23 protein-coding genes are annotated in these 23,669 nt (G+C 58.4%); 7 read left to right on the forward strand and 16 right to left on the reverse strand.

The features are described from left to right. Positions 1-2 precede the first annotated feature (2 nt). Positions 3-884 carry a c-type cytochrome gene (locus tag B0B09_RS04225; protein ID WP_076658497.1) on the forward strand — a complete coding sequence of 294 codons (882 nt, stop codon included), beginning with the start codon at positions 3-5 and terminating at the stop codon, positions 882-884. Here B0B09_RS04225 and lipA read toward each other — a convergent pair whose 3' ends face one another. Both lipA and B0B09_RS04235 read right to left on the reverse strand, forming a co-directional pair. After that, on the reverse strand, positions 885-1,844 hold the full coding sequence (gene lipA / locus B0B09_RS04230) for a lipoyl synthase (RefSeq protein ID WP_055292876.1): 960 nt from the start codon (positions 1,842-1,844) through the stop codon (positions 885-887). A gap of 118 nt (positions 1,845-1,962) precedes the next feature. Then, complete coding sequence (locus B0B09_RS04235) at positions 1,963-3,084, reverse strand: DUF6456 domain-containing protein (protein WP_076659787.1); 1,122 nt, start codon at positions 3,082-3,084, stop codon at positions 1,963-1,965. Positions 3,085-3,331: 247 nt separating this feature from the next. On the opposite strand from B0B09_RS04235, the gene B0B09_RS04240 reads away from it, so the two are divergent. Continuing rightward, complete coding sequence (locus B0B09_RS04240; protein WP_076658498.1) at positions 3,332-3,631, forward strand: DUF6477 family protein; 300 nt, start codon at positions 3,332-3,334, stop codon at positions 3,629-3,631. Here B0B09_RS04240 and B0B09_RS04245 read toward each other — a convergent pair. Both B0B09_RS04245 and B0B09_RS04250 read right to left on the reverse strand, forming a co-directional pair. Continuing rightward, entirely contained in the window at positions 3,624-5,174 is a 1,551-nt protein-coding gene (locus tag B0B09_RS04245; RefSeq protein WP_076658499.1) for a trimethylamine methyltransferase family protein, read from the reverse strand. The two genes, B0B09_RS04240 and B0B09_RS04245, sit on opposite strands and share 8 nt — an antisense overlap. Positions 5,175-5,279: 105 nt before the next feature. Continuing rightward, the gene (locus B0B09_RS04250; RefSeq protein WP_076658500.1) at positions 5,280-6,080 is read right to left on the reverse strand and encodes an endonuclease/exonuclease/phosphatase family protein; all 801 of its coding nucleotides are present in this window, start codon (positions 6,078-6,080) and stop codon (positions 5,280-5,282) included. Between the two features lie 112 nt (positions 6,081-6,192). Here B0B09_RS04250 and guaA point away from each other — a divergent pair, with 112 nt between their 5' ends. Together guaA and B0B09_RS04260 are read left to right on the forward strand one after the other, a co-directional pair. Next, positions 6,193-7,752 (forward strand): glutamine-hydrolyzing GMP synthase, encoded by a 1,560-nt coding sequence (gene guaA, locus B0B09_RS04255; protein WP_076658501.1) that lies wholly within the window; start codon positions 6,193-6,195, stop codon positions 7,750-7,752. 278 nt (positions 7,753-8,030) lie between these two features. Then, complete coding sequence (locus tag B0B09_RS04260) at positions 8,031-8,852, forward strand: FkbM family methyltransferase (protein WP_076658502.1); 822 nt, start codon at positions 8,031-8,033, stop codon at positions 8,850-8,852. On the opposite strand, the gene B0B09_RS04265 is transcribed toward B0B09_RS04260, so the two are convergent. Beyond that, entirely contained in the window at positions 8,849-9,460 is a 612-nt protein-coding gene (locus B0B09_RS04265; protein ID WP_076658503.1) for a hypothetical protein, read from the reverse strand. The genes B0B09_RS04260 and B0B09_RS04265 overlap by 4 nt on opposite strands. Before the next feature lie 83 nt (positions 9,461-9,543). Between B0B09_RS04265 and B0B09_RS04270 the strand changes: the two genes are divergently transcribed. The 3 genes from B0B09_RS04270 (at position 9,544) to B0B09_RS04280 (ending at position 12,688) form a co-directional block, all read left to right on the forward strand. After that, positions 9,544-10,410 (forward strand): DMT family transporter, encoded by an 867-nt coding sequence (locus B0B09_RS04270; RefSeq protein ID WP_076659788.1) that lies wholly within the window; start codon positions 9,544-9,546, stop codon positions 10,408-10,410. Between the two features lie 158 nt (positions 10,411-10,568). Beyond that, positions 10,569-11,654 carry an OmpP1/FadL family transporter gene (locus B0B09_RS04275; RefSeq protein ID WP_076658504.1) on the forward strand — a complete coding sequence of 362 codons (1,086 nt, stop codon included), beginning with the start codon at positions 10,569-10,571 and terminating at the stop codon, positions 11,652-11,654. A gap of 110 nt (positions 11,655-11,764) precedes the next feature. Continuing rightward, a complete protein-coding gene (locus B0B09_RS04280; protein WP_076658505.1) occupies positions 11,765-12,688 on the forward strand; it encodes a DMT family transporter in 924 nt (307 codons plus the stop codon). On the opposite strand, the gene lpxB is transcribed toward B0B09_RS04280, so the two are convergent. The 11 genes from lpxB to frr form a co-directional block, all read right to left on the reverse strand. After that, on the reverse strand, positions 12,629-13,765 hold the full coding sequence (gene lpxB, locus B0B09_RS04285) for a lipid-A-disaccharide synthase (protein ID WP_076658506.1): 1,137 nt from the start codon (positions 13,763-13,765) through the stop codon (positions 12,629-12,631). The two genes, B0B09_RS04280 and lpxB, sit on opposite strands and share 60 nt — an antisense overlap. Continuing rightward, positions 13,762-14,643, reverse strand: a complete 882-nt coding sequence (locus tag B0B09_RS04290; RefSeq protein WP_076658507.1) for an LpxI family protein — start codon at positions 14,641-14,643, stop codon at positions 13,762-13,764. Before B0B09_RS04290 ends, lpxB begins: the two co-directional genes overlap by 4 nt. Further along, positions 14,643-15,425 carry an acyl-ACP--UDP-N-acetylglucosamine O-acyltransferase gene (gene lpxA / locus B0B09_RS04295; protein WP_076658508.1) on the reverse strand — a complete coding sequence of 261 codons (783 nt, stop codon included), beginning with the start codon at positions 15,423-15,425 and terminating at the stop codon, positions 14,643-14,645. Before lpxA ends, B0B09_RS04290 begins: the two co-directional genes overlap by 1 nt. Then, on the reverse strand, positions 15,425-15,886 hold the full coding sequence (gene fabZ, locus B0B09_RS04300; RefSeq protein ID WP_055685836.1) for a 3-hydroxyacyl-ACP dehydratase FabZ: 462 nt from the start codon (positions 15,884-15,886) through the stop codon (positions 15,425-15,427). The genes lpxA and fabZ overlap by 1 nt, the downstream gene beginning before the upstream one ends. Before the next feature lie 88 nt (positions 15,887-15,974). Then, positions 15,975-16,490 (reverse strand): OmpH/Skp family outer membrane protein, encoded by a 516-nt coding sequence (locus tag B0B09_RS04305; protein WP_242654339.1) that lies wholly within the window; start codon positions 16,488-16,490, stop codon positions 15,975-15,977. A gap of 5 nt (positions 16,491-16,495) precedes the next feature. Then, the gene (bamA, locus tag B0B09_RS04310) at positions 16,496-18,802 is read right to left on the reverse strand and encodes an outer membrane protein assembly factor BamA (RefSeq protein ID WP_076658509.1); all 2,307 of its coding nucleotides are present in this window, start codon (positions 18,800-18,802) and stop codon (positions 16,496-16,498) included. 105 nt (positions 18,803-18,907) lie between these two features. Next, positions 18,908-20,242, reverse strand: coding sequence for an RIP metalloprotease RseP (rseP, locus tag B0B09_RS04315; protein WP_076658510.1), 1,335 nt, complete (start codon positions 20,240-20,242; stop codon positions 18,908-18,910). 5 nt (positions 20,243-20,247) lie between these two features. Further along, positions 20,248-21,417: a 1-deoxy-D-xylulose-5-phosphate reductoisomerase gene (dxr, locus tag B0B09_RS04320; protein ID WP_076658511.1), complete on the reverse strand. Its 1,170-nt coding sequence runs from the start codon at positions 21,415-21,417 to the stop codon at positions 20,248-20,250. Beyond that, positions 21,414-22,217: a phosphatidate cytidylyltransferase gene (locus B0B09_RS04325; RefSeq protein WP_076658512.1), complete on the reverse strand. Its 804-nt coding sequence runs from the start codon at positions 22,215-22,217 to the stop codon at positions 21,414-21,416. Before B0B09_RS04325 ends, dxr begins: the two co-directional genes overlap by 4 nt. Further along, the gene (gene uppS, locus B0B09_RS04330) at positions 22,214-22,945 is read right to left on the reverse strand and encodes an undecaprenyl pyrophosphate synthase (RefSeq protein ID WP_055292894.1); all 732 of its coding nucleotides are present in this window, start codon (positions 22,943-22,945) and stop codon (positions 22,214-22,216) included. The genes B0B09_RS04325 and uppS overlap by 4 nt, the downstream gene beginning before the upstream one ends. Positions 22,946-22,975: 30 nt before the next feature. Next, positions 22,976-23,539 (reverse strand): ribosome recycling factor, encoded by a 564-nt coding sequence (gene frr / locus B0B09_RS04335; RefSeq protein ID WP_055292895.1) that lies wholly within the window; start codon positions 23,537-23,539, stop codon positions 22,976-22,978. Positions 23,540-23,669: the final 130 nt, after the last annotated feature.

Genomic DNA, 23,669 nt, shown 5'->3' on the forward strand with positions numbered 1-23,669 from the left:
ACATGGCAAAATGGCGGATCATCGGGGTCTTTGCCCTTCTTGTGATCGGTGCCGGCTGGCACATCACCAAACCGGCACCATTGCCGTCTGATGCGCTCGACGGTCTCACCGGTGATCCTGTCAATGGCGAGCTTGTTTTTGCGGCAGCGGGCTGTGCCTCATGTCACACCAGCGAAGACGGCCCGCCAACGCTTTTAAGCGGCGGCCGTACCTTTGCGTCCGATTTCGGGACCTTCGTGGCCCCCAACATCTCATCCGATCCCGAGCATGGCGTGGGTGCGTGGTCCGATCTGGCGCTTGCCAGTGCAATTATGCGCGGGGTGGGTGCAGACGGTGAACATCTCTATCCCGCTTTCCCCTACACCAGCTATCACAAGGCAGAGCTGGGCGATATCGTCGATCTGATCGCCTATCTGCGCACCCTGCCCCCATCCGATGAACCCAATGCGCCCAATGATCTGGCGTTTCCGTTCAACCAGCGGATCGCCTTAGGGCCGTGGAAATTCCTTTTCGTCAACTCTGACTGGGTCTTGCAGGACGCGGCGACACCCGAACTGATGCGCGGGCGCTATCTGGTCGAGGCCTTGGGCCACTGCACCGAATGTCACACACCCCGCAACGCACTGGGCGGCTTGGATACAGCGCGCTGGATGGGCGGTGCCCCGCATCCGTCCGACGAAGGGCGTATCCCGAATATCACAACTGCGGCCCTGTCGTGGTCAGAACGCGATATTGCCGAATACCTGAAGAGCGGCTTCACGCCCGATTTTGACAGTGCAGGCGGCGAAATGGCGGAGGTCGTCAAAAACACCGGCCAGTTGACCGATGACGACCGCGCCGCCATCGCCGCATACCTCAAGGCGATCCCGCCGGTGGCAGAGTGATCAGGCCAGCCCGAGCTTTTTCTGGCGGGCATCACGCAGACGCGCGAAATCATCACCGGCGTGATAGGACGACCGTGTGAGCGGTGTCGCAGAAACCATCAGGAAGCCCTTGTTATAAGCTGCCTTTTCATAGGTCTTGAATTCTTCGGGCGTCACGAACCGATCCACCCTATGGTGCTTCGGCGTTGGCTGGAGGTACTGACCGATGGTCAAAAAATCAATGTCGGCCGCGCGCATGTCTTCCATCACCTGCGTGACCGCCTGTTTGTCCTCGCCCAGCCCGACCATGATGCCGGATTTGGTGAACATGGTGGGATCAAGCTCTTTTACGCGCTGTAAAAGACGCAAGGAATGGAAATAACGCGCACCGGGGCGCACTTCGGGGTATAGGCCCGGTACGGTTTCAAGATTGTGGTTAAACACATCGGGGCGTGCCGCAACGACCACCTCTAACACCTTGGGATCGCAGCGGATAAAGTCAGGCGTCAGAATTTCGATCGTTGTCTCGGGCGACTGGCGGCGTACCGCGCGGATTGTCTGGGCAAAATGCTCGGCACCACCATCTTCGACATCGTCGCGGTCCACCGAGGTGATCACAACGTGCTTCAGCCCCAGCTTTTTGACCGCATCTGCCACGCGCCCCGGTTCAAACACGTCCAGCGCCTCGGGCGGTTTACCGGTGGCGATATTGCAGAACGTACAGGCCCGTGTGCAGACCTCGCCCATAATCATCATCGTGGCGTGACCTTGGGACCAGCATTCGCCAACATTGGGACAGCCCGCTTCTTCGCAGACCGTCACCAGCTTGTTGTCGCGCATAATGTCACGCGTCTTTTTATAGCCCTCGGACGTCGGTGCCTTCACCCTGATCCAATCCGGTTTTTTTGGTTGCGGTGCATCCGGGCGGCGCTGCTTTTCAGGGTGGCGCTGCGCAGGAATTTTCAAATCGCGTGTGGGCATATCGGGCTCCAGTGATGTTGCCCAATACCTAGCGCCGCCCTTGGCATTTGTCCAACCATCAGGCGTGGGCGCATGTCGGGCCTGTGCACCGCGCATGGCCCCGTAAGATGGTCCGGCCTTACCCGATCATCGGCCCATAGCGCCCTTGGGTTTGTTCGTAATGCCGTTTGAGCCGTTGCAAGGCGATCCGCAAGACGATCTTGCCGGAGCGCGCCGACCACCCCATCTTTTTCTCGGTCTGCTCCAGACCTTCCAGAAAACAACAACACCGCAAAACCACATCCCCCAGTCCGGGCCCCAGTTCCGTCAAGGCATCCTTGATCCGGCCATGGGCGGCCAGCGCCCCTTTTGGGCCCTCGGTCGCTTCGGCAAGCGCTTCTCCGTTCACAAAGCTTTCCCAGCTTGCACTGCCGCCAAGACCCACTTCGACCAACTCATAGTCTTCGCGCAGCCGCTCACCCACCGCGACCAGCTCGCGCGGCAGAAACGGTTTGCCGTCGCGGTCTTTGCGGCGCGCGAGACCCACAAGCGGGCTCTCGATCGCATAGGCGCGTGATGGCGGGCGGTGGGCGCCCTCGATACTGGCAATGTCCCAGCCCGCGTCACCGTCAGGATCGGCGCTGCGTTCGGCAAAGCCGCTGGCGCGGTTTTCATCCTCGGCGGTCAGGCGGCGCAGGGCGGCGCGGCCTGTGTTGGTGATGAAATACCGCGCAATCCGTCCGTCCGGATCGGGGCACGTGATCCAGTCCTTCAAGGCCATGGCCTGCGCGATCTCGCGATCGACAATAGCTGTCCGCACCTGTTCGCCTTCGGGTGTCATGCGCACCACCACCGATGTCTCCATCTCGCGGGCCACCGCAAGCACGGCACTTTGTTCACATAAACGCCGCAAGATGCGTTTGGCTTCCTGGTCAATCCGTGCCTGTGTCAGGCCAACCGGCTGATGCGGGTCACTCTTCAAACACTCCATTTTCATTGTCTTTAAATTCCCCTTTCTCAAAATGTCACGCGCAGAGACCTGCGCAGAGAGCGACCGCAAAGCTGAATCTATCAGCGGATCATCGCGGCGGCCTTCTAATCGACGTACCTGTCGCAGAACCGTTGACGGGTGACAGTCACTGGCCCGCGCCAATGCGCGGATCGAGAGCCCAGTTTCTGTGTGAACAAGATAGTGACGGGCTGCATCCGGAACCCAACGTGGAAGATCAGACGCCTTTTGTTGCCCTTGTGGTGCTGTCATGATCATGCATCCTTTTGCCGAAACTACCGACGCAACAGACAGAGCCACATGCAATGGGGCATGATGGCATACCACCTGAGCGTGCATGGTTACGTATTTGTTAACGCCGCCAATTGCCCGTCAACTATTCTTTCCAAAAGATAAACAAACCTAACCGCAGCGTTCTTAGCTCATGGTGTTTCCGCAACACCCGCATAGGTTGTGTCATGTTGAGCGGACTCATATCCATGTAACAGGACGTTGACAGATGCTTGATCTTCACACACGAATTGCCGCGCTCAAACGCCCCGCGCTCTTGGCGCGCGCGGCCCGCTTTGGGGTGGATGACTACCGCCGCGATGTGCACCTGCGCCGGATTCTCGGGCGGGACAGCCTGCCCCGCTCAGGCCCCGCGCTGATGCAATTACTGGATGTCGAGGCGGAAATAGACGCGCAGCGCAAAGACCACGCCGCAAGCTATCGGCCCGCGCGCCATGTGGAAGTGCTGATCGCGATTCTGGGCGAGGCGCATCTGTTGCGCGCCACCGCCCTTCACTCAGTTACGTGAATGCATCCGGCATGCTGGCCTTCTTTTCGGCCACATAGGCCCGCAGGCGCGCTTCGATCTCGGGATCAAGGGAGGGCTGCTGATAGGTGTCCAACATCTTGGCAACCCGCGCCTTGGCCAGGATTTGTGTATCGCGCGCGCCCTCTTCGTCCCAGGTCTCGAACGGTTTGTAATCAAACAGGTCCGAGCGCCAGAAGGCCGATTTGAAATTGGCCTGCGTGTGCTCGCAGCCAAGATAATGCCCGCCCGGCCCCACCTCGGCAATCGCGCCCATGGCTTGCCCGTTTTCGGACATGTCCACGCCACGGGCAAAATGGTGCAAGGCACCCAGTTGATCGGCATCCATGACGAATTTCTCGAAAGATGCCACAAGCCCGCCTTCGAGCCAGCCACAGCTGTGCAGCATGAAATTCACACCCGACAAAAGGCCCATGTTCAGGCTGTTGGCGCTCTCATAGGCGGCCTGCGCATCAGGCAGCTTCGATCCGCAGAACGCACCTGCAGAACGGTAAGGCAGGCCCAGACGCCGCGCCAACTGCCCTGCACCATAGGTGATATGGCTGGCCTCGGGTGTGCCGAAAGTGGGCGCGCCCGAGTTCATGTCGATCGAGGTCACGAATGTCCCCATGATCACCGGCGATCCGGGACGAATGATCTGGCTATAGGCCACGCCTGCCATCACTTCGGCCAAGACCTGCGTCAGCGTACCGGCCACCGACACAGGCGCCATCGCGCCGCCAACGATGAAGGGGCTGATGATTGAGGCCTGGTTGTTGGCGGCGAACACCTCGAGCGCGCCCATCATGATGCTGTCGAAGGTCAACGGCGAGTTGATGTTGATCAGCGACGTCATCACCGTGTTTTCTTGGACAAACTCCTTGCCGAAAAGAATCTCGCACATTTCGATACTGTCTTGCGCGCGGCTGGGTTCGGTCACCGACCCCATGAAAGGTTTGTCACTATAGATCATATGCGCGAGCAACATATCGAGGTGGCGCTTGTTGACCGGCACATCGGTCGGCTCACAGACCGTCCCGCCGGAATGGTGCAACCATTTCGACATATAGCCCAGCTTTACGAATTTTTCGAAATCCGCCATCGTCGCATAGCGGCGTCCGCCATCGACATCGCGCACGAATGGCGGACCATAAACCGGTGCCAGCACAAGGTTCTTGCCGCCAACCACAACATTACGTGCGGGGTTGCGGGCGTGCTGGGTGTATTCCGACGGGGCCGTCGCGCAAAGCTTGCGGGCCAGACCACGCGGAATGCGGACACGCTCACCGTCGACTTGGGCACCAGCTGCTTTCCAGCGCGCCAGACCCTCGGGGTTGTCCACGAAATTTATGCCGATTTCTGCCAGAACGGTTTCGGCGTTGGCTTCGATTACGTCCAGCGCCTCTTCGCTCAGAACCTCGTAATTGGGGATGTTGCGTTGGATATACTTCGCTGTCTCAATGCTCACAGCCGTCCGCTCGGCGCGACGGGCAGCCCCGCCTCCGCCCCGTGCGCGTCTGCCTGCTGTTGCTGGTGCGTCCGACATGTTCTTTCCCCGTGGGTTCGCTCTGAAGTTGGTGCTTCATACAACGCCGCGGGGAACGCCCTTACCAAATTTGCGGCCCCTGAGGTGCGAAAACGACATGCGCGATCAGTAGACCCGAAAACTGGCGACAAAGGGCAAGTGATCCGACACGTCGTCCTTGAACCGTTCGCGCCCCATATCCATGGTCCAATGCATTGGAAACAAACGCAAAGACCCACGCACATAGTCCGTCGCATAGGTGCGCGACACGGCAAACCCATCCAGAAGGTTCGCACGGCCCTTATCCAGAATATGGCTGAACCTGTCCTGCAGATCCCAGCTTGAGACGAAGTCCATCAGGTCGTCACCGCCCAAATGGTGGAAGTTGCTCACATCCTGACCGGGGATCATGTTGAAATCACCCATCAGTAATAAGGTTTTACGCTTATAACCCGGGGTATTGCGCAGGGCCGTCAGGTAATCGCCAATCGCCACACATTGCGTGTCGCGCAGCTGTTGTTCCGGCCTGTCGCGGCCGGATTTCAGATGCACGCCAAGCAGATGCGCCGAAAATTTACCCATCTTCACGTCAACCGCGATTGCGCGGCGGCCATTGGCGTAGGCCCCCTCCGATCCGGGCACCAGTCGGGGATTTTTGACCTCAACCCCTTTTTTGTGAAGAAAGCCGATATGCAGCCCCCCCGGCTGCGGCAGGATCGTGGTATCGTAGTGCAAACCGTAGGTGCCAATCTCGGCGGCGAGGTCAGTGATATAGCTGACAGGATTGACCTCCACCAAGGTCACAAGCTCGGCATCCAGCAAAGCCAGCCCCTCGGCCTGCCGTTTCATGCGGGCCTGATCAATGCCGCCAAAGCCCGCAAGGTTCCAGACGGCAACACGCGCCAATGTGTGCTCGAATATCTGCATCGTTCAAACTCCTCAAAACAATGCCCCTATCATAACACATTTTCGGGTTTTTGTGGCGCGCGGAACGCATCAGCCCCTTGCACAAATCCGGCCCTGCCATTACCGAAGCGCCATGGAAAACAGCACCCACGAACGCCTTCTCATCATTGATTTCGGCAGCCAGGTGACGCAGCTGATTGCGCGTCGCCTGCGTGAATTGAACGTCTATTGCGAAATTCACCCCTATCAGAACGTCACCGATAGCTTTCTGGCCGACTTCGCGCCCAAGGCCGTGATCCTTTCAGGGGGTCCCGATAGCGTGACCCGCGAAGGCTCGCCCCGTGCCCCGAAATCGGTGTTCACAATGGGCGTTCCTGTGCTGGGCATCTGCTATGGCCAGCAAACGATGATGACGCAACTGGGCGGCAAAGTGACCAGCGGGCATGGCACCGCCGAGTTCGGCCGCGCCTATGTGAAACCGGAAGGGAAACTGGCGCTTCTTGATGGCTGGTTCATGACTGACAAGGAACAGGTCTGGATGAGCCATGGCGACCATGTCTCTGAAATCGCTCCGGGTTTTTCGGTTTACGGCACCTCGCCCAACGCGCCTTTTGCGATCACCGCAGATGTTGCGCGGAACTTCTACGCGGTGCAATTCCACCCCGAGGTGCACCACACGCCGAACGGTGCGAAGCTCTATGAAAATTTTGTCCGGATCGCGGGCTTCAGCGGTGACTGGACAATGGGCGCCTACCGCGAACAGGCAATCGCGGCGATTAAGGAACAGGTGGGCGACGCCCATGTGATCTGCGCACTGTCGGGCGGCGTTGACTCTTCTGTTGCCGCGGCCCTGCTACACGAAGCCATCGGCGATCAATTGACCTGTGTGTTCGTTGATCACGGTCTTCTGCGGCTGAACGAGGCCGAAGAGGTCGTGGGCATGTTCCGCGACCATATGAACCTTAACGTGATCCACGCCGACGAATCCGAATTGTTCCTGGGCGAGCTGGACGGCGTCAGCGACCCTGAAACGAAACGCAAGATCATCGGGCGGCTGTTCATCGACGTGTTCCAGAAATACGCCAACGGGATTGAGGGTGCGGCCTTCCTTGCGCAAGGCACGCTTTACCCAGATGTCATTGAAAGTGTGAGCTTTTCCGGCGGTCCATCCGTGACGATCAAATCGCACCACAATGTCGGTGGCCTGCCCGAGAAGATGGGCCTGAAACTCGTTGAACCGCTGCGCGAACTGTTCAAGGACGAGGTGCGCGCCCTTGGCGTGGAACTGGGCCTGCCGAAATCCTTTATCGGGCGCCATCCGTTCCCCGGCCCGGGCCTTGCCATCCGCTGCCCCGGTGAGATTACCCGCGAAAAGCTTGAGATTTTGCGCAAGGCTGATGCCGTCTATATCGACCAAATCCGCCGCCACGGGCTTTATGATGAAATCTGGCAGGCCTTTGTTGCGATCCTGCCAGTGCGGACCGTCGGCGTGATGGGCGACGGACGCACCTATGATTTTGCCTGTGCGCTGCGTGCGGTGACGTCGGTGGATGGGATGACCGCGGATTACTATCCGTTCAGCCATGAATTCCTTGGTGAGACCGCGACGCGGATCATCAACGAGGTGCAGGGGATCAACCGCGTGACCTATGACATCACCAGCAAACCCCCCGGGACGATCGAGTGGGAATAGCAGCCTGTCAGGCACTGATGCGAAAAGGCATATAGCCTTATGTGGAAACAGTGGGAATGCAGCGCGTAGATTGTTTCGTTGCATTTGCGCAACGGGGCTGTCTAGAATAAGCTGTGCAAAATTGCATTTATTTATTAATTACAGAGAGTTATATCACATTCTTCATTTTTATATTCCGCTTTGCTTATCGCGCTATGCGTGCATAATACCCTAGATTAACCAACTATTAAGTGTTCCACACAAAGCTCATCTGGACCGCAACTTGATGAGTTAGACCCGTGCAACCTAATCTGACCCGCCCGACATTCCGCCCTCTCCGCGAAGGGATTGCCGCAAACCGGATTTTGCGATCGCTCGCGCTGCCCGTGCTGCGCAAATGCGATCGCGCGATCACCATGACCAATCCTTTTTCGGGCTTGCCATTCCACCTGCGCAGCTATGCCCATAAAGGCTATTGGTTTTACGGCCGTCACCGTGAACGCGACACCATGCAGCGGCTTGCGGCACTGATCCGGCGCGGCGATACCATCTTCGAAGTCGGCGGGCATATCGGCTATTTTGCCCAGTTTTTTGCCAAAAAGGTCGGCTACCGCGGTCAGGTGCATGTGTTCGAACCCGGAGAGCAGAACCAGCACTTCCTGCGCCGCAATATTGCACGCTGCACGCAGTGTATTCATGTGAATGCCGCTGTCAGTGACAAAATCGGCAAGGCGCTGTTTTATGAAGAAAATTTGGGTGGCTTTATGAATTCGCTCAGCCCCGAATTTGCCAATGGGACCGGAAACGCCGCAACACAGCGCAGCGTGCTGAAACTCCGGCAGCGGCGGGTGAACACCACGACACTTGATGCCTATGCAACAACCCACAATGTCTGGCCCGATTTGATCAAGATCGACGCCGAGGGTGCGGAACTAGCCGTATTGGTCGGGGCGGTAAAGGTGCTGCAGCATGTGCGCAGTCTCATGATCGAAGTCTCATGTCATCAGACTGAGATATTCGAAATCCTTGTGGATCATGGCTTTGCGCTGTGGCATCCGGACGGCCGCGCAATAACGGATGCAATGCAGATGGACGGGAATATCTTTGCGATCCGGGTTTAGCGGTTCAGAGCGTCAATCAGCAATTCAGCGGTAAACTCACCCGGCCCGCAGGCCGACAGATCGCCCCGCTGTCCAATCGCCAGCCATTGCGCGCGCGCGGCCACCCCGATGCTCACCTCGGGGCCAATTCGAAGCGGATCACGCCCCCAATGGCTGTCAGTGAACGGCTCTTGCGCGAACGCAGTGTCCAGGTCAAACGGCGGCACACCGGCCCGTGCCAGCAGAAAACCTGCGATACATTCCACCTGCCGCGTGACCAACCCGCGCAACATCGCCTCTTCCGTGCGGCGTTGACGGATCTGGCGTAATGCAAAATCAGCAACACCGTGCTGCACCTGCACCGCGTGACCATAGACATGGGCCAGCATGTACGGCGTCTGGGGCGCGGCCGCCGCATGACGCGCCAGCAGTATCCGGTTGGTAGACGTGCAATAGGCCACAACCGCATTGACGCTTTCGTCAGCCCCGCAAAGGCCCGCAATCCGATCAACCTGCTGCACCACCGGCATGCGATCAAACGCGGCATTTGCGGCGGCTTCGACCTGCGCCACAGGGTCTGCGCCTGCCGCCTGTCCCAGAAACACCGCCGCAATGATCCATTTCACCATTTCAAACCCCGTAATTGCTGTTCTCAACCAAACACGATCCGACAGGGCTTGCCAAATCACAAAACAAAGGCACAACTGCTGGCATGAACACCGTCGCAAAAGCAGCCTTCTGGATGATTGGCGCCATATCATCCTTTACTCTGATGGCTGTCGCTGGACGTACCGTCAGCACAGAGCTTGATACGTTCGAGATCATGCTGTTCCGCAGCCTGACAGGGATCGCGATTGTGGTCAGCGTCGGCATTGCGACAGGGACCATATCGCAGATCGGGCGCAACCGGCTTGGCCTGCATGCCACACGGAACCTGTTCCATTTTACCGGCCAGAACCTGTGGTTCTATGCCATCACCGTGATTCCGCTGGCACAGGTCTTTGCGCTGGAATTCACCACGCCGATTTGGGTGATCCTTCTGTCACCGCTGATCCTGCGCGAACAGGTCACTGCAATTGGCCTGCTGAGCGCCTTGATCGGGTTCATCGGCATCCTGATTGTCGCCCGCCCCGACCCTGCGAACCTCAGCTGGGGCCTGATGGCCGCCGCCAGTTGTGCCGTCTTCTTTGCGCTGACCGCGATATATACCCGCAAATTGACCCAGACCGAAACCATCACGACAATCCTTTTCTATCTCACAACCATGCAGGCCGTCTTTGGCCTGATCTGCGCGGGATACGACGGCGATATCGCGCTGCCGTCGCTGACAGCGCTGCCTTGGGTGGTGCTGATCGGTTGTGCCGGGCTTTTGGCGCATTTCTGCCTGACCAAAGCGCTGAGCATCGCGCCGGCAAGCATCGTGATGCCTATTGATTTCGTGCGCCTGCCAACCATCGCGATCGTGGGGATGGTCCTTTACAACGAACCGCTGGAGGTGTGGGTGTTTGTTGGTGCCGCGCTTATTTTCGGGGCAAATTATCTCAACATTACCAACGCGATGCGGCCTGCAAAGGCCTAGGCGCGCATCCTTCCAAAGGCCAAAGCTGAAGACGATTGTCACAGATATGTGACGCTACGGCGTGTCGCAATAAATGACGTGGCGTCAATAATTGACGTAAAGCTTAGGCACTCCCTAGGGTGATCTGCACATATTTTATTCATGACAGGGATGAGGACATGAAAAACGTAATGACGGCAGGGGCGGCGCTGCTGCTTTCAACAAGTATTGCTTCGGCGGGGGGAATTGACAGGTCCGGAAACGCATATTCCGTGCTCTTCGAGGACGGCAACTATGCGCAGTTGTCTTTTTCGACAGTAAATCCTGACGTCTCCGGGGACTACCCGGTTGGACTTGGCGGCGGCTCGACAGACAACATGGCCGAAAGTTATCTGTCTTTCGGTGCAGCGGTGAAATATGGGGTCACGGATCAGCTTGACCTGGCTCTGTTCATCAACCAGCCATTTGGTGCCAACGCGGATTATACGGCGGGACCCTATACAGGATTGAACGCAGAGTGGAAAAGCACGCAAGTCGCTGCCATTGCAAAGTATCAAGCATCCAATGCTGTGTCGGTCTATGGCGGTCTTCGCGCGGTCCAGTCCGAAGCAACAATCGGTATTCCTGCGGCTTTGACGGGTGCCGTTCCGTACACCGCTGAGACAGAGGCTGACACACAATTTGGTTACGTCGTCGGCGCAGCCTACGAAATGCCTGAAATTGCGCTTCGCGTGTCACTCACCTACGAGAGCGGCATGACGCATGAATTCGAAACCAGCGAAGCATTTGTTGGGGCATCAGAGCTTGATAGCACCACAGATATCGAACTTCCGCAAACCGTTGCACTGGATTTCCAAACAGGGATCGCCGCTGATACGCTCCTTTTCGGCTCGGTGCGCTGGGCAGAATGGTCAGTTTGGGAAGTCCGCCCCGCACTCTACGAAGGGGCAACGAATGACAGGGTAACCGGCATTGACGATGACGTATTTACCTACAAGTTGGGTCTTGGTCGCCGTTTGAATGACGAGCTTTCGGTGTTTGGACGCGTCACCTTCGAAGAGAGCAATGGCGGTGAAGCATCCCGCCTCGCGCCAACTGATGGTTCCACCAGCTTTGGGTTTGGCGGTAGCTATGCAATCGACCAAATTAAAATTACAAGTGGTATTGAATACGCTTTGCTTGGTGATGCGACAGATGGCTCAGGCGTTGAGTTCGAAGACAATACTGCAATCGCTTTTGGTCTCACCGTAGGCTACAGCTTCTAAGCAACTGTAACAGACACATCAAAAGCCCCGCCCTCACCGGCGGGGCTTTTTCATTGGCTTGCGCAGGAAACGGGTTGCACAGGCCCCGTCAAAGGGCGCATGTCAGCGCCATGGCACCAGTACAGAAAACCATCTCTCCGCAAGCCTGGGCAGGGCTTATGATCCTTGCGTTCATTTGGGGCGGGTCTTTTCTATCGGTCCATGTGGCCTTGGAAGAAATCGGGCCGCTTACCTCGGTTGCACATCGGACCGGATGGGCGATGCTGATCCTGTGGGCCTATGTCCTGATCCGCCGTTTGCCCCTGCCGACAGACCGGCGCGTGTGGGGTGCGTTTCTTGTCATGGGCCTTTTGAACAACGTCATCCCCTTCAGCCTGATGGCATGGGGGCAGTTGCACATCGAAACCGGCCTGACCTCGATCCTCAACGCAGCGACCGCGATTTTCGGCGTCACCGCCGCCGCGCTTTTTTTGGCCGACGAGCGGATGACCGCCCGCAAGGCGATTGGCGTGGGCATCGGGTTTCTGGGGGTCTCGACTGCCATTGGCCTGAACGCCTTCAAGGACTTTGACATCCGCTCACTTGGCCAACTGGCCGTGATCGGTGGTACAATCAGCTATGCGCTGGCGGGCGTCTGGGCGCGCAAAACGCTGGGGCACCTCAAGCCGCAGGTCGCCGCCGCCGGCATGTTGACCGGCGCAAGCCTGATCACGCTGCCCGCCGCATGGATCATCGAAGGGCCCATCACGCTGAGCCTCCAGCCCCAAACATGGGCCGCAATCACCTATTACGCCGTGGTCGCGACAGCCATCGCATATATCCTCTACTACCGCGTGCTGGCGCTGGCAGGCAGTGGCAACGCGATGCTGGTCACGCTGCTGGTCGCGCCGGTCGCTATCGTTTTGGGCGCGATCGTACTGGGAGAGGCCCTGCCGCTGCGCGCCTATATCGGCTTTGCGATCCTGGCGCTGGGGCTACTGATCCTTGATGGCCGCCTGGTCAAGCCGCTCCAACACCGCCTTCGCCGCGCGTAGGCCGGGGGCCTCACCACCCTGCCCCAGCCGTTCCATGGTCAGCGCCATTGCGGCCTGTTGGGCCTGCGGATCAGCCAGTACCGCCAACACCGCATCGGCAATCGGTCCGGGCTGACAGGCCTCGCCGATGAATTCCGGCACGACACGGGTGTCGCTGACCAAATTCACCAAGGTCACCGTATCCACCAACAACATCCGGCTGATGATGATCCGGCTCAGCCACGCCATGTCATAGGCAATCACCATAGGCGTGCCGCTTGCTGCCAGTTCCAGTGACACTGTGCCAGAGGCCGCAAGCGCCACATCGGCACGCTTGAACCACGCGGCCTTATCCGGTGATTCCGGCGGCAGGACCGTCACGGGCGTGGCCCAGTGTTTGACCTGCGCCTGCACAAGATCATGCACACCGCGCGTTGTCGGGATCACGAAGCGCGCATCAGGCACGCACGCTGCGATTTTGGCAACCGCCTTGCCAAACCGCTCAGCCAATCGCCCGACCTCGCCTTTGCGACTGCCCGGCAGGACCAGCACGACGGTCCCCGAACCCAATGACGTCGCCTCTGCATCGGTGGCCACGGGGTCTGCGACCACAGGATGTCCCACAAAATCGCAGTCCATGCCCGCGGCCTGCATCAAGGGTGGCTCAAAGGGGAACAGGGCCAGGACATGATCAATATGCCGCGCCATCTTTTCCGCACGCTTCGGCCGCCATGCCCAGACCGTCGGGGCAACATAATGCACGGTGCGAATGTCGCTGCCCGCCTTCACCAGACGCGCGACGCGCAGGCAGAAATCAGGGCTGTCGATGGTAATCAGCACATCGGGTTTCGTCGCGATGATCGCTTCGGCCATCTGCCGGATTCGCGCCTTGAGCGCGCGATATTTCGGCAGGATTTCGGCAAGCCCCATGACGCTCAGTTCTTCCATGGGAAAGCGGCTTTCCAGCCCCTCGGCCTGCATCAGCGGCCCACCGACACCGTCAAATGTCACCTCAGGGCGCAGCGTTTTGAGCCCCACCATCAGGGCCGCGCCCAGTTTGTCACCCGAGGCTTCGCCAGCGATTACAAAAACTCTCATGCGCCCCCCTTGGGCCGCACCCAGAAGAACAGCCCTGCCGCATCAAGCGTGGCCACGACATCATCCAGTTCCAGAACCATGACGCCGCCCTGTTCGATCACAATGCCGCTCAGGCCTGCTGCAACCGCGCCCTTGGCCGTGTGCGGCCCGATGACAGGCAAATCCGCGCGGCGGTCCTGATCGGGCTTAGGGGCCTTGAACAACAAAGCACCCCGCGCATCGGTGGGTTCACCATCTGCCCCGCTCAGCCATTCAGCCGCATCACCCAGAACCGCCCCCAGCCCGTCAACCACACCCCATAACGGATCATCGCTGGGGGCGAACCGCGCGAGCATCGCATCTGTTCCCGCTTGCCCTTCGCGCGCCAGCACACGGCCATTGCGCACCACGCAGGCTTGGCCCACATCCGCGCGCCCCATCTCGGCGATAGTCTGTTCTGCGGTCACCGCGTCCTGTCTTTGATCAATTGTCACGGGCTTGCGGCTCAGCACGCCTGCGGGCGGGAGCAGATCAGGCGCGATCTCATGTGCGGCGCGCACGACCAGCCCCGACTCTTCGAACAACGCGATGACAACGCGCAGGGCCCCGTCATCCCCCTGTGCAATCGCCTGCATGATGCGCGGCACCAACGGTTTGGTGGCCACATCAATGGCCGCAGGATCAATAGCCGGACGTTTGATGGCCCCTGCGAGGCAAACCTCGGTCACGCCGCGGTCTACCAATGTGGTCAGAAAACTACCTAGGTGTTCAATGCGAAACGTGATCTCGGGTGTCAGCGCGGGGCGAAACCCGTCAAGCGCACAAATCAAGGGCCGCTCTGGCAGGCGCGCCACAAGCGCGGGCGGTAAATCCCCGGTTCCGGCAATCAGTGCAAGCATCAGCCCGGCGTCAGGAAATTGCGATCGGTGTCGCCCAGAATAAAGGCCACCATCTGTTGCACATAGGCGCTGTCGCTTTCATCGGCCTGCCGGTTGGCGCGATCCTGAAAGGTGCCTTCACCGTCCCGCAGCATCTGAAAGGCGGCACGCAGTGCAGTGATATCGGCACGGCTCACGCCCTTGCGCTTCAACCCCACAAGGTTGAGCCCGTCCAGAACGCCGCGCGGCCCTTGCACCAGACCATGCGGCACCACGTCCTTGGTCACCATCGTGACGGCGCCAATGATCGCGCCCTGCCCGATGCGCACATGCTGATGCACCCCACACAGACCGCCGATGATCACGTCATCCTCGATAATGCAGTGGCCTGCCACGGCGGAAGAATTCACCACAATCACACGGTCGCCGACCTGCGCGTCATGGGCGATATGACAGCCTGCCATAAACAAGCCGTCATCGCCCACCCGCGTCTCGCCCCCGCCGTTCGCGGTGCCGGTGTTCATTGTGACATGTTCGCGGATACGGTTGCGGGCACCAATGCGCAGGCGGGTCTTTTCGCCATCGAATTTCAAATCCTGTGGGATTTCGCCGATCACGGCGAAAGAAAACACCACCGTATCATCGCCAATATGGGTGTCGCCATCAACCACAACATGGCTTTTGAGCGTCACACGGTCGCCCAGCACCACGTCCTTACCGATCACGCAAAACGGGCCGATCACGCAATCCGCGCCGATCTGCGCACCATCGGCGATCACAGCAGAGGGGTGAATATCTGCCATCAAGCTTGCATATCCATCATTGCGGTAAACTCGGCCTCGGCGGCCATTTCGCCATCTACCGTTGCCACACCGCGGAAGCGCCAAACCTTGCCACCCGGTTTGCCCCGTGTGGTTTCAACGTGCATTTCAAGCACATCGCCAGGCACGACCTTGCGGCGGAATTTGCACCCATCAATTGCCATGAAATAGACCAGCAGATTGCCATCGGTCAGGCCCAGGGATGCACCTACCATCACGGCGGTTGTCTGTGCCATCGCCTCGACAATCGTCACGCCGGGCATAATGGGGTTGCCGGGAAAATGGCCCTGAAAATGCGGCTCGTTCATGGTGACGTTCTTGATGCCAACGGCAGATGTGGTGCCGTTGATGCTATGCACCTTGTCCACCAGCAGGAACGGATAGCGATGCGGCAGGATTTTCTGGATCAGCTGGATATCGGCGGTGGTGACAGCTTCGCTCATGCGGGGCGGCTCCTCTTATTGTTTGTGGCGCGCCATGGCCGCCGTTTGGACATGACTACCAAGCCGCGACAAGCGCGGCAAGCATCGGCTACTCTTCACCGTTGCCCAATTCTGCATCAATCCGCACGATGGCATCATCGGTGATATTCGCCGCGCGCACGGACAGGACCACATTGCGCTGCTCCAACACAAGAATGGCCCCGCGTTCGAGCATCAGGTTCGCCACGATCCCCTGCACACGTTGCTCGAACCGCGCGCGCGCTTCGGCGGTGGCAACCTGCAATTCGACGTTCTTGGCATCCCGCACGCGGCGCACATCCTGCACCTTGCGGTCAAAGGCCTCGGCCTCGGCGCGAAACGCCTCTGGCGTCATTTCGGGGCGGCGGATCGTCAGGCTGCGCTCTTCAAGCGTCAGCGATTCAACAATGCGGTCATTCTCGGCCTGCAGCGCGGCCGCCTGTTCGGCCAACTCGGCTGTCAGCCGTTGGCCGTAAAGCGTTTCGATAAACAAGCGATCACTGTCCACAATCAGCACCGGAGGTGAGGATTGCTGGGCTGATGCCGGCAGCACCAGTATCAGCCAAACAATTATCGCGCGCAGCATACCCATCAGAAGCTTGTCGAGATCGTCACATCAAAGTTACGTGTCTTGTCGAAGTCCTGCACATCAAGCGGTTCGGTAAAGTTGAACCGCAGCGGGCCAATCGGAGTGTCCCAGAAGATCGATAAGCCAATAACGGACCGCGCAATCGGGTCGTTTGACAAAATAGCGGAATCGTCTGCGACACCCACATCCCAGACCGCGCCGTAGTCGATAAAGGCACCTCCCGTAACACCGTATTCGCTTGGCAGACCAAGCGGGAATTCGGCCTCGAGCGTCAGAACAGAGAAAGCGTTCCCGCCCAAAGCATCATCAGTGTTCTCATCGCGCGGACCGATACCACCCGCCTCAAAACCGCGCATCAGGCGGCTGCCAAGGAAGAAGCGGTCTGTGACACGGCTGCTGCCCTCCTGATAGTTCAGAACGCCACCCTGCACTGACGCACGCAAAGAGACTTCCTCGTTCAGGATCGCCGTTTCAGCACCGGCAAAGGCGGTTGTCTTGATGAACTGGGTGTCGCCAAAGCCGAATTCCTGACCGAAGCGCAAAACATACCCCGTCGTCGGGTTCACACCCGTCCGGCGGCTGTCATAGCTGTAATTATACCCGATCGCATTGGTCCAGACACCACCTGCGTCTTCTTCGGCTTGGATAATGGGGCTGGCATCGTCTGAAACATCGGCCAGATCGGTATATTCAAGCGCGTAGAAAACAGACAAACGCCCCGTTTCACTCAGAGGGAAGCTGATCGCAGGCGACATCCGCAATGTTTCGGTATCATAAAGCGCGTTTTCGTTGTCTGTGGTCCCGTAGCTCAGGTCAAATGACCCCCGCAAATCACGCCCCAAAAGCTGCGGTTCGGTAAATCCGAACCCAAAGCTGCGGTTGGTTTCGGCGGTCGAGAAGTCAAAGTTCAACCGCTGCCCACGGCCCTGAAAATTGCTTTGGCGGTATGATGCCAACAGGCTGACGCCATTGTCCGTACTAAAGTTGGTACCGAACGACAGTGTCCCTGTGGGCCCTTCGGTGACATTCACGTCAACGACACGCTGGCTTGGGCTGGAACCGGGACGCGTGTTGACACTGACATCCGCAAAAAAGCCAAGCGCACGGATGCGTTGCGCACTTTCCTGAATTTCACGGCTGTTCAGCGGGTCGCCCTCGACCGAACGGAACTGGTTGCGGATCACGCGGTCGAGCGTTGTTCCGTTCCCTTCAATGTCGATGCGTTCGATAAAGACGCGTTCACCCGACACCAGTACATAATTCACATCAATCGTCAGATCGCGCGGATTGCGCGACATACGCGGTTCGACCGTGACAAAGTTGAGCCCACGCGCTGCAGCTTCGCGTTCGATCCGGGCGATGTCTGAATCAATCGGCACAGGCGAGTAGGTCGCGCCCGACCGGACATTGATCAAATCAGCGAAATCAGCCGCATTCACACCGCTAATTTCACTGGAAAGCGACGTCGTGCCAAAACTGAACTGCTGTCCTTCGCGAATATTGTATGTGACCAGAAAGGCATCACGCTCACGCGTCAACGACACGTCAATATTCTGCAAAACAAAGTCGACATAACCACGCGAGCGATAGAAATCGGTCAATGCTTCGCGATCTTGTGCCAGGCGCTCGGGCGAGTAGGTATCACGCCCGACCAAAATCCGGAAAAAACCCGCCTGTTTGGTTTCCAGCACGCGGCGCAAGCGCCCCTCTGAATAGGTTCTGTTGCCCAGAAAAGAGATCCGTTCAATTTCGGTCACGGCTGACTCGACCACCTCGAACACCAAATCAACGCGGTTGTCGGATTGCGGAATGATGCGCGGGGTAACGGATGCATTGATACGGCCACGGCGGGCATAGGCCTCGGTGATTGCGGCGGTATCGGCTTCGGCCTGAGCTGGCGTAAAGACACGCCGTGGTTGGGATTGCACCAGTGACAGAAGTTCCTCGTCACGCAGGCGGTTGTTTCCCTCGATATTGATGCGATTGATCGTCGGATACTCGACCACACGGATCAACAGACGGTTTCCCTGCGGGATGAGGTCGACACTCTCGAAAAGGCCGGAGGCGCGGATGTTCTGCCCTGCTGCGTTCAGATCGGCCGTCGAGATACCGGCGCCCGGCGTTAAACCACCAAATGTCAGGATCGTTCCATCGGCCACCCGCAAGTTGCCCTCGATCTCAAAGCTGCTGAAAGCAAAACTCTGCGCATTTACAGCACCGGAGGCAAAAACCACGATACAAAGCGCCATCCAAAGTGATCGCATCTTCGCAAAACCCTGCGCCAGAAAGCGCCCCACATTTGTCTTCATAACGACCGCCCGTACCCAGATTATTCTTACCGTTTTGAGTAGCGACAATATGCGGGGATGTCAAAACGCCAGCGCAACTGATTTGCACGAAAAACAGCGGCTGTTTTACGGGCAGAGGATCGTGTCGTTGAGAATGGTGAACATCATCAGCGTGAGGATCAGAGACAATCCAACAAACATAAAGACTTGGACCGCACGATCACTGGGCTTGCGCCGCGTAACGGCTTCATAGGCATAAAACACAAGGTGCCCGCCATCCAGCACAGGGATCGGGAAAAGGTTGATCAGGCCCACCGCGGCGGACAGCGCACCGATGAACCAGATAAAGCTCTGCGCGCCCTGCTCGGCCATGGAACCACTTGTTTCGGCGATGCCCACAGGGCCAGAGAGGTTACACGTCGAAATCTTGCCAAACAGAATGTGCTGCATCGCCGAAAGCGATGTTGTGGTTGTGTCCCACAGTCCCTGCGCACCAAGACTGATCGCGGTAAAGAGCCCCACGCTTTCGGTCTTTTCCTCAAAGAAGATCGTGCCGCTGATCCCGATCAGCCAGCGTGTCTCAAACCCACCCTCAGGGTTCGGCAAATCCACGCGACGCGGCGCAATTGTTTTCTCCAGCGTTTCGCCATCCCGCCAGATCGTAAAGACCAAAGGCGCGCCATCTGCCTCCAGTACGACCGCCTGCACCTGTGAGAATGCAAAAACCGGGTCCCCGTTGATTGCCGTGATCACATCGTCAACCTTGATATCGGCATCATCCGCTGCCGAACGTGGGCTGACGCTCGACACCGCCGCAGGGAAGAAATACGGGCCTTCCACCGTCATCTGGCTCCCGTCACGCAGGACTGTATAGTCCAGACGCTCGCGCAGAGGCACAAGATCGGACATCACCGCCGTCCGTTCAGGATCATTGAACATGACACCCTCGACGGAAAGCACCTGATCGCCCGCACGCAGATCGCTGGCATAGCTGGGCGGAAACGGGCGCATTTCGCCAAACGTCAGCGGATCGGTGGAACGGCCCTGAAACATGATCGAGCCCGCGAAAATCGCAATTGCCAACACAAAGTTGAACACAGGCCCTGCCGCCACCGTTGCGGTGCGCGCCCAAAGCGGTGCACCCAGCATGGTGCGGCGCAGATCAGCCTCGGACACCTGCCCGTCGCTGCCCACACTGGCCGCATTTGCGTCACCCAGAAATTTTACGAAACCGCCCAAAGGCAGTGCTGCAATCTGCCATGTCGTGCCGTGTTTATCGACGCGCCGAAAGATCACCGGACCAAATCCCAGTGAGAACACCTCAGCGTGGATACCGCACCAGCGCCCGACGATGTAATGCCCGTATTCATGGATCGCCACGATCACCGACAGCGCCACGACGAAGGCGATGATCATAAAAGCGAAGTTGCCGAACATCGGCACAAACTGCATCAGGTCCAAAGGTCTTATCCCAGTCGGCTAAAGGTTTCGGCGGCATAGATCCGCGCCAGTCGGTCGGTCTCTAGCACGTTATCTAGGGTAATTGCCGCATTTTGCAGCCCATTTCCCGATGACATTTTGTCAAGCGTGCGCGAAACGACCTCTGACATGTCCAGAAATCCTATGTCACCTGCAATAAATCCGTCCAGCGCGCGCTCTTTGGCCGCGTTGAAGACCGCACCGGACAGACCACCCTGCTCCATCACGCGCGTCGCGATGGCCAATGCGGGATAGCGTGCCGGATCTGGTGCTTCGAATGTCAGGCTGCCGATCTTGGCCAGATCAAGCCGTTCGACAGGCAGCGCGCGCCGTTCGGGCCAATGCAGCGCATAACCGATGGCATGGCGCATATCGGGCGGACCGACATGGGCCATCAGCGCCCCGTCGTTAAAGCCCACCAGCGCGTGGATCAGGCTTTCGCGGTGCACCAGCACCTCGATCATATCGGGCGTGACCTTGAAAAACTCTTTCGTTTCAATCAGCTCCATCGCCTTGTTGAACATTGACGCGCTATCAATGGTAATCCGCTGCCCCATGTCCCAGTTGGGATGGCTTGAGGCCTCGACCAGTGTCGCGGTGGCAAGTTTTTCGATGGGCCAGTCCCGGAACGCGCCGCCGCTTGCGGTGATAATGACCCGCTCGACAGCCGCCATATGTTCACCCACCAGCGCCTGAAACACTGCTGAATGTTCACTGTCCACAGGTAGTACGGTCGCGCCATGCGCCTTGGCGCGGCCCATCAAGAGCGGCCCCGCGGTGACCAGAGATTCCTTGTTTGCAAGCGCGAGCGTCGTGCCGTGGGCCAAAGCCTCTAACCCCGGCACCAGCCCCGCCGCACCGACAATCGCCGAAAGCGCCCAATCAACGGGCCGCGCCGCGGCTTGCGCAATCGCATCCGGTCCCGCCGCGACCTCGACATCTGTGTCGGCCAGCAAGTCCTTCAGTTCGTTGTAACATTCAGGATAACATGTCACCGCCAGATCGGCGCGCAGATGCCGTGCATCCGCTGCAAGCTGCGCAATATTGCGCCCGCCCGTCAATGCCACGACATCATAGGCATCTACATCACGCGCCACCAGATCAAGCGCATTCTGCCCGATTGACCCTGTCGCGCCGAAAACCGAAATCCGCCTCACCAGACGACCCCTGGCACATCAAAGATAACTGCAAGGACAAGCAGGAACAGCGACGCCCCCAAAAGCGCATCGAAGCGGTCAAACAACCCGCCATGACCGGGGATCAGTGTCGAGCTGTCTTTCACGCCCATCCGGCGTTTCAGCGCACTCTCCGCGATATCGCCCATCTGTCCGGCAAAGCTGAGCAGCATCGAAAACAGGACAATCAAAAGCCCCGCATTGGTGAAAAGCGAAAAGATCCACCCCACCAGACCGGCACCGAGCCATCCCGCAACAGTCCCGCTCCACGTCTTCTTGGGGCTGATCCGGGGCCAGAACTTGGGCCCACCCAGCGATTTACCTGCAAAATACCCGAAAATATCGGTGACGATCACGACCGACATCAGCCACAACAGCCACGTGAATCCGAAATCCGACCGGAAATGCACAAGGCCCCAACCTGCAAGCTGAATCCCCAAAGCAAAGAAAAAGAACGTCTTGGTCTCGGCCTTGAGTTGCGTGATCCCGATCAGTGGAACCACCAGAAACAAGAGCATGCCCCACGCTGATCCTTCCGCCAACTGCCCTGACATCACCGAGGCAACCAAGGCCGCCATCAACATGCCTTTGGTCGGTTCGCTGGGCCGGATCATCATCCACAGTTCCCACACCATGACCGCTGTGACGAACACAACAAGCATCTGGAACCAGACACCGCCCAGTATGACACCAAAGGCGCCGATCACGACCATCGCCGCACTTGAAGTGAGGCGAACGGTCAGATCATCCCATTTTGCGGGCGGAGGCACGGCATTCGTCATTCGCAGGCTCGGATCGCCCCGAAACGCCTGTCCCGCTTGCCATAGTCGTGCAGGACGCGGGCGAACTCCTCTGCCGTGAAATCCGGCCAGAGCGTGTCAACAAATTCATATTCGGCATAAGCCGATTGCCAGAGCAGGAAATTCGAAATCCGCGCTTCCCCGCTGGTGCGGATCACCAGATCGGGATCTGGCAGAACATGCGTATCAAGGAACCGCGCAAGCGTTTCGGCATCCACGTCCTCATGGGTCAAACGGCCCTGCTCGATCTCATAGGCAAGCCGCTTGGCGGCCCGTGTCACCTCATCGCGGCTCCCGTAGTTCAGCGCAACAGTCAGATGTACACGATCATTCCCCGCCGTACGCAGTTCCAGATCATCCATCAACGACACCAGCTTGTCATCAAGCCGCACGCGGTCACCGATAAAGCGCACACAGACACCGTTGTCAAAAAGCTCCTGCGCTTCACGTTCAAGGTAGCGGCGGAAGAGGCTCATCAGGCCGGCAACTTCGGTCTGGGTGCGTTTCCAGTTCTCGGTCGAGAACGCAAATATCGTCAGATACTTGACCCCAAGATCAGGACAGGCCTCAAGGATTTCGCGCACCTTGCGTGCACCCGCATGATGGCCAAACAGACGGGGACGCCCGCGCTTTTGTGCCCAACGCCCGTTGCCATCCATGATGATCGCGACATGGGCGGGGGATGATTTGGCGTCTGCGTCCTTGGGCATATGGCCCCCTTCTGGTAAAAACCTTGTGGGTCAGACCTGCATAATTTCAGCTTGTTTCGTCTCGACCGTTTCATCGACCAGCTTAATATGCAGGTCGGTCACTTCTTGTACCGTCGCTTCCCAGAATTTCTGATCATCCTCGGACAGGCCGTCGCTTTTGGCCTTCTTAATCTGGTCCATCCCGTCGCGGCGCAGGTTGCGGATCGCAACACGTGCACTTTCGGCATATTGGCCCGCCACCTTGGTCAACTCACGGCGGCGTTCCTCGTTCAACTCGGGAATCGGCAGCATAATAATTGTGCCGTTCAGTTGAGGATTGATCCCCAAGCCACTCTCACGGATGGCTTTTTCGACTTTGCCAACAAGGCCCTTGTCCCAGACATTGATGGTTACCATCCGCGGTTCAGGCACGTTGACGGTACCCACCTGATTGATCGGTGTCATTGACCCGTAGGCATCCACCATTACAGGTTCCAGCATCGAACCAGAGGCGCGTCCGGTGCGCAATGACGCCAGTTCAACACGCAGGTTTGCGATTGCACCCTCCATGCGGCGGGTCAGATCATCGGTATCAAGTTCAAAATCGTCAGACATATTCTAATTGCTCTTCCTCATCGGGCGCAGCCCGCTTTTGATCGTTTTAGGCCAAAGGGACCGCCTTGTATAGTCAGGCAAATCTGGCGCTATTGTGCAGTTTTCGTGCAGCTGCCCTTTTTACGTTGGC

Source organism: Yoonia rosea (genome assembly GCF_900156505.1).
Taxonomy (GTDB): Bacteria; Pseudomonadota; Alphaproteobacteria; order Rhodobacterales; family Rhodobacteraceae; genus Yoonia; species Yoonia rosea.